The 14,305-nt window shown below is 60.4% G+C and carries 4 protein-coding genes; 1 reads left to right on the forward strand and 3 read right to left on the reverse strand.

Annotation, left to right across the window (positions count from 1 at the left end):
- Positions 1-8: 8 nt before the first annotated feature.
- Both M8318_RS08335 and M8318_RS08340 read right to left on the reverse strand, forming a co-directional pair.
- Positions 9-10,289, reverse strand: coding sequence for a hemagglutinin repeat-containing protein (locus M8318_RS08335; protein WP_262661938.1), 10,281 nt, complete (start codon positions 10,287-10,289; stop codon positions 9-11).
- A 12-nt stretch (positions 10,290-10,301) separates the two neighbouring features.
- Positions 10,302-11,969 (reverse strand): ShlB/FhaC/HecB family hemolysin secretion/activation protein, encoded by a 1,668-nt coding sequence (locus M8318_RS08340; protein WP_262661940.1) that lies wholly within the window; start codon positions 11,967-11,969, stop codon positions 10,302-10,304.
- Positions 11,970-12,261: 292 nt separating this feature from the next.
- Here M8318_RS08340 and M8318_RS08345 point away from each other — a divergent pair, with 292 nt between their 5' ends.
- Positions 12,262-13,431: a coiled-coil domain-containing protein gene (locus M8318_RS08345; protein ID WP_262661941.1), complete on the forward strand. Its 1,170-nt coding sequence runs from the start codon at positions 12,262-12,264 to the stop codon at positions 13,429-13,431.
- Here M8318_RS08345 and M8318_RS08350 read toward each other — a convergent pair whose 3' ends face one another.
- Complete coding sequence (locus M8318_RS08350) at positions 13,432-14,196, reverse strand: siderophore-interacting protein (protein ID WP_269468339.1); 765 nt, start codon at positions 14,194-14,196, stop codon at positions 13,432-13,434. It abuts the gene before it with no gap.
- Positions 14,197-14,305 lie beyond the last annotated feature (109 nt).

Below are 14,305 nucleotides of genomic sequence, written 5' to 3' on the forward strand. Positions count from 1 at the left end.
ACTTATTCCTATTGAATATCCATGTGGCCATTGCCAATTTTAACTTTGTCCCTTGTGACAGGATCTATTTTAAAAGTTTCAAAATTAGCCTGAACACCAGTAGTTGCATGTGAACTATTATCCTTAGCCGATGGATATCGATAGACACGAGTACCATCAGCACTCATCAACCCAGTACCATCACTTGTTGGCCTGGCACCATCACCCACCCAGATTTTCCCTAACTCATCCGCTTCGGCTTTAGAACCTGAGCCAACACCATAATTCAGCTTGCCATTATCACCCTTAACAGCTGCTGCAAGCCTCGGATCCTGCTTCGCTATATTATTCAGGTTCTGCTTAATCAGGTCGTCTTTCAGCTTCGGATAGGCCGCCACGTTAAAGGCAGAGATTTCACTGCTGGCCTGATTAATCAGCCTTGACGCCTCAGCCACATCACCTTTCTTCAGCGCCTTTTCCGCCGCCTTGATACTCTTACCCGCCACATCACCCGCACCCGGTATTAACCCGACTGCCGCAGCAAGATAATCCAGCGCCGTTTCCGCTTCGTGGAATCCTTTGATATCCCCGACGACTGGCACAAAGTCCAGCCCCAGACTCGCCGCCTCATTCACTGCCTGGCGACACGCTTCCGGGTCCTGCTTACACAGGGCTTCTCTGGCGGCCTGGTATTTCGCTATCGTACCCGGCTTTTCTTTCTCCGCTGCTGCCAGCACATGCGCCAGCGAGTTATTCTCAACCTCCACCCGCGCCGTCTCTGCTCCCACTGCCGCCAGCGAGACCTCCCCGCCTGCCGCATAGCCCGCTCCGGCGCCCGCCACGGCCACCAGGCTGCTCACCAGCCGCTTCTCGTCCGCCGTCAGCTCGCTGATGTCCTTATTATACAGCGCACTCACCAGTCTGTCCGTGATCAGCGAGGCCGTTACCGCACCCGCCGCACCGGCGGCCATCCCCTCTGACCCGCTGCCGCCCTTCAGCTGCGTCAGCGCCGCCGCCACCAGACCGTGCAGCGCGGCCCGCGCCGCATCGTCCTTGCCCACCTCCTTCACCAGCGACGCCAGCAGCGGGGCCGCACCCGCCGCCGCTCCCGCCTTCAGGTTGCCGCCCAGCGCCCCGGCCAGCAGGCCCGCGGCCGCGGTGCCCCGGGTCCAGAAGTCGCTCCCCGGGCCGTACTCCGTGCTGCTGTATTCCGGCTGGCTGCGGACATACGCCGCCTGCTCCGCCGCACTCAGCCCGTCCAGCTTACCTTCCGCGGCCAGGCGCGCCGCCAGCGCGGCATTCGACGCCTCCGCCTCCTGCTGCGCGTATTTGCCGTACGCATCCAGCCCGGAGATGGCCAGCGCCATCCCTTCGCCCTGCACCGCCAGGTCATCCCGTACCTTCTGCACATCCCCGTTCACGTCCACGCCCTGGTGCGCGTTGTCCGTGTCCCGGCTGAGGCCAGCGGGATCCTGCTTCTGCTGTTCCGGATTGCGGATAACCAGGGTGCCGTCGCTGATGGCCGACCGGGTGGTACCGCTCTCTGTCCTCTCCGCCTGGCCGGTGCCGATGGCCGGGGCCAGGTTCCGGTTGCTGCCCCCGCTGCTGCCGGACAGCGCCACCGTATAGCTGTCGCCTTCCGTCCGGCTCCCGTTGCGGATATCTGTCCAGCCCAGGGTGGCGGTGTCGAGCCTGTTTTTCTCTGCCGCTGCCGTCGAGGCAATCACCGCCCCGTCCAGCTGCGTGTGGTTGCCCACGCTAATATCAAATCCGCCGCTGCCCGCGCGGATCCCGCTCTGCTCCCCGACGCTCTTACCGCGGTGGGTGATGTTCTCCCCGGAGGCGTTCACGCTCCCCGACGACGCCCCGTAGCACAGGGGCGGGATACACAGGCTCAGGCTGGCGCCAGAGGTGCGCTGCCGGCTGTCATACGACGCCGTGTCCTGCACGCTGCTGAGGGTCAGGTCGCGCCCGGTACTGAGCTCCACCCGGTTACCTGCCAGCTCCGCCCCCGTCAGGGTGGTGTCGCGTCCGCTGTTGACCGTCAGCTGCTCATCCGCCCGGATGAGGCTGTTGCTGTGATGCTGTGCATTCCCGCTGGCGTTGCCTTTCTGCTGCGACGCCCCCAGCTCCACGCTGATGCCGTTCTGCGCGCCAATAAAGCTCACACCCGCGCCCACCGCAAACTGGTTGCCCCTGTTGTGGCTGGTCCGGCTCTGGCTGTCTTCCGATGCGCTCAGCAGGATATCCTGGCCTGCATCCAGTCTGACCTGCCGGCCGCTGATCTGCACGCCCTGTCCGGCGATATCCTTTTTCGCCGTAATGCTGACCGCATCCCCTGCGCTGATAGTGGTGCCCTGAGTCCGGGTGCTGCTGTAGGTGCTGTCCTGCGACGACGACCCGGCCGTCAGCGAGACTTTGCCCTTCACCACGGAACTGTCGGACAACGCGCCCTGCGCCGCAGAGACGCCCGACTGCCCGGTACGGATTGCCGTCAGGCGCGGATCCTCCCCATCCTCCGCGCTGCGGGCTGCGCCCTCTGCCGTCTTCGCGGCATCCACCGCCCAGCCGCCTGCAGAGGCCGTCACCCCATACTGCGAATGGCTGCTTTCAGCCTGTCCTTCCCGGCTGTCGCGGCTGACGTCCAGCAGCACATTTTCACCGCTGAGCGAGACGGATTTTCCGGCAGCCACATCGGTACCGGCGAGAGAAAGATCCTGCCCGGCCTGCACGATGATATTGCCCTCTGCGCTGGAGAGCTGGCTGCGCTTACCGTTGCCGAGGCTGGCATCATCGCGATTGCTGTAACTGTCACGGCTGTAGCCCGCCGTGCCGCTGTAGCCGTCTCCGCCCAGCGTACCGATAGTTTTGCTGCTGCCTCTGGATGACTGATGCGACGTGTCCTCGCCCGCCGTCACGCTGACGTTGCCCTTCAGGGCGGCGATCATCAGATCGTCGTGAGAGGCAAGCTGGCTGCCACGGATGTCCACGCTGCCTTCCTGACTGTTCAGGTAGATATCCGCCCCCTGGATAACAGAGGCATTCTCGGTGGTTTGCTGGCCGTCGCGGCTCTCTTTCGACTGGTTCATCCCGCCGGGTAATACCTGGCTGCCACGCTGGCCGCCGCCAGAAGTGGCGCGGACGGTGCTGCCTGCTGTGACGTCCGGAGAGACCGACCAGCCACTGCTACTGCTTTTACTGCTCCGGGCTTCGCTGTCGGTAGAGGTGATGATGCTGATATCCCGTTTCGCATCGAGGATCACCACCTCACCCGCCGTCAGCTGACTGCCGGCGACAAGAATGTTCCCGTCACCCTGCCTGCCAGTGGCAGTCATCTGGATATTTCCTGCCGCAGAGAGGTTGCTACCGCTGTTAAACTCGCCCTGATAATGCGACTCCGAGGACGATTTACTACGCCCGGCAGAGACGGAAAGCATACTCCCCGCCCCGTCCATTCCCAGTGCGCCCGCCTCGGCGCTGAGAGATTTCACCTTATCGACGGTGCTGCTGCCCTGATCACCACTCAGGATATCGCGCACGTTGCGCACCGTATCTTCAAATGGCGCCTTCACGCTGACGGTCAGACCGCTGCTTTTTGTCTCCTGCTTGAAGGACTCCGTGACGGTATCGCGACCAGGCAACACCGCAATATTGTCTCCCGTAATATCGATATGCCCGGTGGCGCGGGAAACATCCCCCACCGCCCGCCCGGCCACCATATCGGCGGCGCTGAGAGTGACGTCGTTGCCGGCACTGACAATGACGTTTCCACCCGTTGTTCCCACCAGGCTGCGCGCATCGCTCTGGGTGGTTTCCGCACCTTTGCGAGTGGTTTTAGATGATTGCGAACCAACTGTCACCCCAAACCCGGAACTGCTGGAGAAGACACCGGATTTCTTCGTCTTCTTCATGTTGTAATACGAGGAGGTATCTGTGGCGGCCTCGACGGTGACATCATTGCCCGCCTGAAGACGAACATCGCCCTCGCCGACAACCGAAGATCCCTGCACCAGCAGATTATTCCCCGCCGACACCGTCACGTTATCGCCACTCAGCAGGGAGCCTTTCTCCCGCGTGGCGCTGTCCTCATTGATGGTGTGGGTGGTCTTTTTACTCAGGAACCCGCTGCTGGTTTTGGTTTTCTCGCGGTAGCGATAGTCGCTCTCGGTCGCGGTGGTCAGGTTGACATCCCGTCCCGCCGCTACGCCGATATCGCCCTGCGCCGTCACCTCTGCGGCCTGCGCATTCATATCGCGCCCGGCGATGATGACCGCGTTGCCGCCGCTGGCGATCTCCGTCCCCTGCTGACGCACGGACTCATCGATAGCGGTTTTCTTCTTCGCTTTGCTGCTGGTGCTTTCAGAGGTGGCTTCTGCAAGCAGGTTCACATCGCGCCCGGCCTGGATGCCGACATCACCTTCGGCGGCAATGGCTGCGGCGCGGGCATTCAGATCGTTACCGGCCAGCAGGGTGATATCGTCTCCCGCCGACAGGGTACTGCGCTGCTGCGTCACCGATGATGAATGAATGGTCGCTCTGCCAAATCCGCTCCGGCCCTGGCTCTGGCTTATCTCATTGGCGGTGATATTGATATCGTTGCCTGCCGCCATGCCAAGGCTTTCGCCCGCCGCCACGTTCGCCCCGGTAATGTTGATATCCTGCCCGGCGAGCATCGCCAGCGCGTCCGTTGCGGTAATGGATGCCGTTTGTCCGATGTCGGTTCCGGCAAGCTGGAGCTTGCCGGTGCCCATATCCCACTTCTGCACGCGGGTGAGGTTGTTAATGCTACCCGTGACGCTCTCCAGCCCGACGGTCTTACCGCTGATGCTTGAGCTGATGTTATTGATATCCCCCAGCGCGCTGAGATTCAGCCCACCAGCGGCGCTGATAAGCCCGGAATTGAAATTGTTGATACTGTTGCTGCTGTCGATAGCCAGACCGTTTTGCGCGAGGATCGTACTGCCGCTATTCATCACGCTGCCACCCGCCAGCTGCACGTTACTGCCGGAAATCACACTGCCGGTGTGCACCGTGACATCCTTTGGCGACAGGTAAAGTTTAGGGATCATCACCGTCTGGCCGTTGATGGTGGCAGACTCCCACCACAGCAGGCTTTGATCGAGCGCGGCAATCTGCGCGGCGGTCAGCGCCACGCCAAACGCCAGCCCCAGACTCTGCTGCTGCGCGGCGGCGCTTTCAATCAGGTAGCGCATCTGCTCCAGATCGGAGCCGAGGCCGTTGATATAGCGGCTGCCGATCTGATTGATCAGCGTATTGCTGACATAACGGGTATCGAATGCCGCATCCCCGAGGAAGCGGTAATCGCGATCCGGCGTAAGCCCAAGGCGATCAAGGAAGTAGGCCGAACCGAGGAACTGGTTTTTGTCGGTATATTGACTGCCGGTTTCGCGCGGGGCTTGTCCGGGATTCATCCCCAGCAGGGCATAAAGATCGCCATACAGTTGCGGATCCAACTGACCGAGGCCGTCAAGCTTCGGATTCAGGGTGATGAGATACGGGCTTTTCGGATCGGACGAGGGAACAAAATAGCCGTTATTGCCGGAGGGCAAAGGCCAGGCACTGACGTCCCCGTCATTACCATTCAGCCCGCTTAATGATGCGCCACCTGCAATATTTTTAAGCCCGTCAATAATGGATGACAGCCCTGCGGGATCGCTGATACCACTCGTGTCTCCCTCTTCCAGTGACTCAACGGCCAGCCCTGAACCCGTACTGAAGGGGGTTAACGTATTAAGCACTGGCGCGTTAAGGGTTGGGCTGGAGCCTTCTGCGTGTGCGATGGTGGCCGTGTTACCGATGTCGTTTGTGAAGTTTGCGCTGACTTCACCAACCGCCTGAATGATAGCGCGAAACAGCGACTCGCCGGGGAGGGTCTCTGTCGATTGTCCTACCAGTAAATAGGTCAGAATCGGCTTAACAGGAGCAAGGACACCCGTTTTACCCAGATTGTCATTCATACTGGCAATGGTGTCTGTCGCAACGTTATTCTCTCTGAACTTGTAACTGTAGACGTAATAGTCCGTCGTTATTTCATTCATCAGGGACAGGTTGTTGAGCGTCTTTCCGGTCAGGGTCGCGTTGCGGCCTGCCAGAAGGGTACTGGCCATGTTGTCCAGTTGCTCAGCGTGAATATTCAGATCCCGACCGGAAGAGAGACGTGCCGCTGCCCCGTCACTGTAAACGTCCGTTTGTACGCGGTGCCAGGCCACTTTCTTGTCAAGCATGTCGGCTGGCGGAGCATAATAATAGACTGTTATTCCGCCACTCTTTTTCGAACGTACCCCCACTTCTTTGTCGGTCAGATCCTGGATGCGGATCTCCCACTCTTTCTTTCCGGCACCCGGAATAGTCGGTACGTCATATTCGCTACGGCTCGACCGGAGTCCCTCGCGCTGGTTCAGCAGATGAGCGGTGCTAATAAAAATATCGCCGCTCTGCGTCTCGATAGTCCCGGAGGTGTTGATGATTTCGCTATTTGCATTTCCCGCCGCATCTTTCTGCATCCACAGGCTGTTACCGGCCAGGATGTCACCGCGAAGGTTGTGAATGTTGTCTGCTAAAAGGGAGAGATTATTCCCGGCATAGATCAGCGCGGTGTTCAGCAATGACCCGGCAACATTCATCGTCAGGCTACCGGCGGCACCGGTGAATCCATTCACAGTGAGGTTGCTGCGGGAGGTCATTTCAACATCCCCGCCCGCCGACAGGGTTCCGCTGCCATTCAGCAGAAGAGACTGCGCACTGAAGGTGCTGCTGCCGCTGCCGGTGGTGAGCTGTCCGTTATTAACGAAAGCCCCCTCTGCGCGGAGTGCGATACCATTACCCTGCATCACACTGTTGTTGGTGATGTCTCCCCGGGAGCTGACCGCAAGGGTATTTCCGGCGGCCAGCGTGCCGCTGAGGGTAAGTGCATTGATCAGCCTGAGCGTGGCGTCGCCTAGTGCCACTACCTGCCCCTGGCCGCTGAAGGTTTGCGACGTCAGCAGCAGATCCCCGGCGCTGAACAAACGTCCTGCATCCGTGTTGGTGAGGGTATCGCTGTTCAGCGTCAGAGAGGTAGTGCCGAGCACCGTGGCGCTGTTGGTCAGCGTCCGGTAATCCACCAGCAGGTTCGCCCCCTGGAGTGTGCCGCTGTTGGTAAGCGTTGCGCCACGCAGCGCCGCATCCCCGGTTGCATGGACACGGCCTGCGTTCACCCCATTCATCACATCCATGATCAGGGTCAGCGCCTGCACCAGGCCGTTGGCGCTGTTGGTCAGCGCTGGCGTGGACAGAGTAAGCTGGCCGCCGGAGAGGATTTTGCCGTCGTTTTGTACCCGCGTACGGGCCTGCAGGTGGGTCTCGCCGCCGCCCTGTACCGTACCGGCATTTACCAGCGTGGCAGCGCTCATTTCCAGTCCGTTCTGGCTCAGTATTGCGCCGCCAGCGTGGTTATCCAACAGCTGCGTCAGGGCAACATCCAGCCTGCTCATGCCGATGATGTCTCCGCTGTTACTCAGAGAATCGGACCTCAGTGTGAGGCGGTCTGCTCCCCACTGCCCGCTGTTGCTCAGGGTCAGCGCAGAGAGGGCTAGCTCCCCGTTGGCGGTGATTTTGCTGCCTGAGGTGCTGATGAGTGCGTCACGGATTTGCGCATCCAGCACATCTGCTGCCTGGATCGCACCGTCGTTGGTGAGGGTCTGCGCATCAATGAGGATCCGTTTGCCCTGCCATTGCCCGGCGCTGTTGATGCTGCCCGCCGATACCGTTAAATCCCCGGCGGTAAGCAGCGAGCCAGTATCGCTGTTCGTCAGCGCTAACTGCGGGGCCGCCATCTCCAGGCGTGATGCCAGCGTCAGCGCGGCAACGCCAGTCAGGGTGCCGCTATTACTGATGCTGTCCGCATGAAGCATCACACCATTGCCCTGCACCGTACCGCTGTTAACCAGGCTGTTGCCGGTCAGGCGCACATCTGCGGCGGCAAGCAGGCTGCCCCGGTTATCTGCCCTGGCGGCGTTGAGCGTAACATCCCCCTGGCTCAGAATGTCACCGGTGCTGGTCAGTTGCCCTGCGACGCTCGCCGCGAGCGTGCCGGTGGCCAGCAGACTACCATCATGCTGCCAGTCGCCAAGAGTGAGACGGACATTCTGCCCCTGAAGCTGGCCTGCACTTGCAAGGGTCGTAGCCGAAAACTGAAGGTCGCCCCCCGTTAACGTTCGGGAGCCGGTCAGTAGATTCAGCATTCCGGTCGTCAGCGACAAGGACGTATCGCCCTGCAGTAAACCGCGGCTGTCGATCCGGTCTGCATTCAGCGTCAGGCTGTCACCCGCCATGCTACCGGCATTGGTCAGAGTCTGTGCACTAACGCGGTTTTCCCCTTTCGCCAGCAGCAGACCACCCGCTGTATTGTCCAGGGTGGTGTAATCCAGGTTCAGCGAACTGCCGCTCAGTTCCCCGCTGTTGAGGAGTCGCGTACCGGAGAGGGATATCGCCGCATCGCTGGTAATCACGCCGGCATTTTTCAGATCCTGAGCGGCAAGCGACAGCGCAGCAGGGGCGTAAATCATTCCGCCGCTGCGGTTATCCAGCAGCGTCGCCACCAGAGACAGGGTTTTGGTTCCCTGCAGCAGGCCGCTGTTCGATATCTGCGCGCCCTTCAGGCCGAGATCGCTGGACGTCAGCACCCCGCTGTTCGTCAGCGTCGGCGCACTCACCGTCAGCGACGAGGCTGACGTTTTACCCTCGTGCGTCAGGCTGTCCCGGGCGGTCAGGTTCATCCGGCCGCTGGCGGTCTGCGTACCCGCAAGCTGTACCTGGTGGACATTCACGTTCAGATTATGGCCCTGAAGCAGCGAGGACGCTTTCGTCGCCAGGGTCTCACTCACCACACTCACGTCCCCTTCAGACACCGCATTACCTGCCAGCGTAGTTTTCGTGGCGTGAATGCCCAGCGCGGTCGTCCCATTCAGGGTACCGGTACTGGTGAGATCGGTGGCCGTAAGCGCCAGTTCGTTCCCCTGCACGTTTCCGCTGTTGTTCAGGGTTCCGGTGGTCACTGCCGCAAGGGTGCCAGCCGCAACCGTGCCGCTGTTGCTCAGACTGCCCGAGGTAACGGTTACCGACTGACCGGCAACGACCCGGCCTTGCAGAGTGGCATCCTCACTGGCGGACAGGGCGATACGCCCGGCGGCACTCAGCCCTCCGGACTGGCTCAGACTGTTGCTGTGGGTTGAAATGTTCCCACCGGTCGTCAGTTCGCCGCCGTTTTGCGTCAGTCTGCCGGAAGAGGACAGCTCCAGATGCTGGTCTGCCACGATGCGGGCGTCATTCAACGTCAGAGCATCCCGCCCGGCGACTGACAGGCTCTCACCCGCCTTGTGTTCTCCGGTGAGCGTTACATTCGTACCGGATATCCGCGTGCTGCCGCTGGCCAGGCTGTTTTTCAGCATCAGTTTTCCACTGGCATCCAGCGAAATATCCCCGTCGCGGGCGTTCAGATTGCCCAGATTGACGCCCACCCCTTTCTCGCTGGAGACCAGGCGAATACGGTTGGCGTACATCCCGCCCAGCGCCCCGGTATCCACCGCCACTTTTGGGGCGTCACCTTCACCGGGGATCGGGCTGATGCTGCCGTCGGCTGCCACCCGGTTGGCCCCCGCCACCACCGTCAGTGATTTGGCATGCAGTTGGGCATTCACGTCGGTGGCGCGGGCGATGATCGACACCGCATCGCTCTGGCTGCCGTCCAGGCCCTGGCCTTCGATCAGGATGCTGCCTTTGCTGACGTCCAGCGACTGTAACCGGCCACTGGCGTCGAGCACCGGCTTGCCGGTGGTCAGCGTCGCGTTGGGGGTATTGATAAACCCGCAGCCGTTACAGGTGATGCCGTAAGGGTTGGCGACGATGACGTTGGCGGCTTTCCCCGCCACTTCGGTATAACCCTGAAGCTGCGAGCGGTTGGTGCCGGTGACTTCGTTGATAATGCCCGCCGCTTCCTGACCGGCCTTCAGGTTAGGGTTAGCCTGGATCAGACCGCCAAGCTGGGTCTGATTCACCTTGCCGGTGGCGTTGTTGAGGATCAGCCCCTCTTTGCCGACGTTGTAATCCTGATATTTATTGTGCGAAATGCCCGCGGCATTCGGCGGGGCGATATTGACCACCGGCACGCCGTTGGCGGCTTTATCCAGTTGGGTAGTGCCGGTCGGCGTAAGGGTTGCCGCCACGGCAGGAAGCAGCGGCTGCGTCGCGAGCAGCAGGCTCAGTAAGGTGCTCAGTACGCGCCGGGATAAACTTACCTGTTCCTTTTTCATCGTCCCTGTCCCTTAAAATGCCACCGACACGCGGTAATAAATATTCAGATGATCCGGCCCCAGCCAGTCCGGGTACTCCAGCGGCGTTCCGACGGTGAACTGGCTGGAGAACAGCCGGTTAACGCTGGTCAGCCCGACGGCCGCCCCCCACAGGGTGCCGGAGGCGTAACGGTCGAAACCGTCTTTTTTCAGCCAGCCGCCGTCCAGTGCCGCCAGGGCACCGATCTGCCCGATCCACGGCAAGGTGATGAGCGACGCGTTGATTTCGTTACGCCAGTAGCCGCCGTTATCGCCGGAGAGATACTGCTCTTTGAAGCCGCGCACCGAAGTCTCGCCCCCCAGGGTTAAGCGTTCGCTGCCGTACAGCCGGTCGGGTGACCACTGGAAATAGACGCTGGAGAGCCACCACAGCCTGTCGGTAAGCGGTTGCTGATAGCTGCCGTTGACGCTCCACTTGCGAAACTCCGCTTTCGGCACATCGCCATGCTTGTCGTTATCATCCTCGGCCCCCAGCCACGGCACGCCCTGGGTGAAGGCCGGGTTGAAGGTCGCCACACCGCTCGCGATTTTTTGCGTGTGGTTAATGCCCAGCGAAAAACTGGAGAGCTTCCGGCTGCTGGTGGCGAGCAGGACATCGTCGAGATAGTTATGGTTGATGCGGTGGGTCAGGCCCACCGCGGCGCTGGTCTTGATATCGCCGTTGCGGAACAGCACCCAGGAGCCGTTCAGCCGGTGGGTTTCGTTGTCGCCGGTCGAGCGCCAGTGATAGCCGTTGTTATCGATGGTGCTGAGATAGTTACTCCAGCTGTAGCTGTAATCGAGCAGCCCGTAGCCATAAGGCACGCTGACGCCCGCGGCAAAATTTTGCGCGTCCTTACTGCTGGAAAAATCACTGCTGCGTCCGCCGCTGATAAACCATTTATCAGCGATCCCCAGCAGGTTGTTACCGATCAGAACCCCGCTGAGCTGGCCGGTGCCGGTGCTCTTTTGCCCGCTGTTATCAAAGCTGAGGGAGCCGGTCAGCGGGAATTCCGGGGCGGCGGTGAGGTTAACGATGGAGTACCCCTGGCGGTCGCCGGGCAGGATCTCAATCTGAACCGGGGTCTGACGAACCCGGTTCAGCTGCTCCATCCCCTGTTCGATGTCGCGCAGGTTGAGGATCTTGCCCACCCGTCCTGGAAAAGCCATCTTCAGCGTGCGTTCCGGCACCCCCTCCAGCTGAATTTGCTGGAGCTTACCTTCCAGCACCGCGATATGCAGCGTGCCGTGGGTCAGATCCTGCTCGGTCAGAAAGGCGCGGCTGGTGATATAACCCCGGCTGATATACCAGTCGGAGACCGCGTGGGTCAGGTCGTTGAGGGCTGCCATATCGAGGCACTGGTTGCGCCAGGGGGCAGTCAGACGGCTTTGGGCAACATCCGGCATGGCGGTGGCACCCTCGAGCACAATCCGGGAGATCACAAAACAGGGGCCGTCAGGGGCAGAAAGTGCAGGAGAGGAAGGCGTCCGGGGAAGAACCGTGCTGCGCTCCAGCTCGTCGCGCTGGCGCTGGTTTTGATCCAGCAGCAGCTGTTGCTGTTGCTGGACGGCACTACGGTCGGCGGGCGACAGGAGCGCTGCGTGGGCACTGCCGATCGGCCACAAAATAATACCGACAAAAAGCCCGATTAACCTGGTCATCCTTACCTTCACAACATCCCCCTGCCTTTTGTCCGTTTTCGGACCGGCGTACAAAAAAGGGGCAAATTATGTCAAAAAGTAAACTCTGTAAATATGAGTAAACGTCCATCCATGCACTTTTCGGACTTTTCCACTGTTCCAGGAATTTATTGAAATCCCGCAGCCGGATTACCTGGCGCAAAATTAACGCATTCCCCCGTCGCGCCATTCATCAGACATGTGTATTATTCCCTGTTGCTTCCCCAACAACTATCCTTAACTCAAATACTTAAGCGCTAAAGCGAAAAGCATCATGAGCACACCGATCAAACGGCTGGAAATCATTAAAAACGCCATTGAGCTTGAAGATGACGACATCATCGAGAGCCAGCTGGCACGGTTGAAAAGCGAAGCCTTTGACGAAGAGCTACAGGCGATCGTCGTGGCGCTTGAGCAGAAAAACTACACCGGCGCGATAGCGGCTATCGCCCGCTGGTTACAAAGCCAGCGCGCCGTCACCCCGTGGCGCGATCCGCAGCTGGCCGCCAGCAAGCTGGAGCTGAAAGCGCTGGAAGAGCGCCTGCGCGATCTCATCGATCGCCGTAACGCCCGCGTCCAGCAGCTGGATGAATTTAACGACATCTACCTGACCCGCCTCGGCCCGCTGATGAGCCAGATCCTCGCCCTGCGCAAAACCCTGGCGGAACTCAATCTGCGCCGCCAGCAGGCGGAAGCGCGCCGTCGGGAAGCGGACTATCGCCGCTGTCAGCAGTATGTAGCCCAGGCGGTCGAGGTGCTGACCACCCTGACCCAACACTGGCGCGATCTGCCCGCCGATTCGGTGCAGGCCGCTGCGGCGCGTAAGCATCTGCAGCAGCAAAGCAACCTCATCGCCAACCTGCTGGCCGAAGCCCAGGAGCTGGAAACCGGGTTAACCCGCGAAGAGGAGCCTGCCCGCCAGGCACGGGACGAGGCCAACGACGAGTACGAAAAGTATCGCGAGCAGCAGCATGAAGCCGAAATCCGCCTGCGCAAGGGCAAAGCGCTGTCAGAAGAGGATCAGAACGAGCTTAAACGGCTCTGGCGCCAGGCAAGCAAGCTCTGCCACCCGGATCTGGTAGCGGACGATCTGAAAGACGAGGCGAATGCCATGATGGTACAGCTGAACCAGGCGAAGCAGCGTGGCGATGTGAAAGCGATCCGCTCGCTGGTGGCCCGTCTGCATCAGGGGCTGGAGCCGCTGATGGCCAGCGACAGGCTGAACGATCTGACGCGGATCCGTAAAAAGATGGCCCAGGTCCGCGAACAAATCGACACCCTGATGAGCGAGCTGGCGGAGCTGGAAAAAGAGGAATCCTGGCTGCTGGTCTCCTCGCTGAGCAATATGGAAGCTTACTTTGCACAGCAGGAGAAAGCCCTGCATGAGGTGCGCGCCTCGCTCGAACATCAGGTCAGCGAAGCGCAGCTCGACGACGTGGCCTGATTATTTGGCGTGCCAGTAAGCGCTGGCACGCACCAGCTTCTGATCGATAGCGTCGGTTTCAAACAGGCGGCTCAGGTTTTTCACCACCTTCCCTTCCCCGGTCAGCCAGATAAAGTAATCCTCTGCCGGCACGGTGAGCGTCGCCAGATGGTCCGCCACCGCCTGTTCGTTATGCCCCACCACCCAGCGGATGTTGAACTCACTTAAGTGCGCCAGATAGTCCTGGCAGGCGGCATCGCCCACCGTCACCACGGCATGAATTTCCGGGCGCACCGGCAGGGCGCGCAGGGCTTCGAGACGGCGGCGCAGGGCGGGCATGCCCGACTCATCGCAGACGTACAGCTGCCAGGCGTAATCTTCCGGCACCACCAGCGAACCGCGCGGGCCGCCGATGGAGAGAGTATCCCCCGGCTTAGCGTCCACCGCCCAGCTGCTTGCCACCCCACCGTCGTGAATAAAGAAATCGAGCACCAGCTCGTGACGGGCCGCGTCATACAGCGGGGTGTAATCCCGCGCCTGCGGACGTACGCCGTCACCCCAGTCCACGCCCTCGTCTGTCACCACTGGCGGTACAAAGGTGGTGCCCTTTTCCGGGAAAAAGACTTTGGAATGGTCGTCGAAGCCGCGGGAGCTGAAGCCCTCCAGCGCCTCGCCGCCTAACACGATGCGCTGAAAACCGGCGCTGACGCGCTCCACGCGGAGCACGTTCAGCTCGCGAAAGCGCAGGTCGTTACGGACACGTTGGGGGTAGCGGGTTGTGGTCATAATTTGCCTTCGTGAAAGTGAAATCGATATATCGAAATTGAAAGTTAAATGATAATGATTGCTAATAATAAAAAATGCAAGATGTTTTAGATTGCATCTAAAACTCATT

The sequence above is a fragment of the Leclercia tamurae genome, assembly GCF_025566055.1.
Taxonomy (GTDB): domain Bacteria; phylum Pseudomonadota; class Gammaproteobacteria; order Enterobacterales; family Enterobacteriaceae; genus Enterobacter; species Enterobacter tamurae.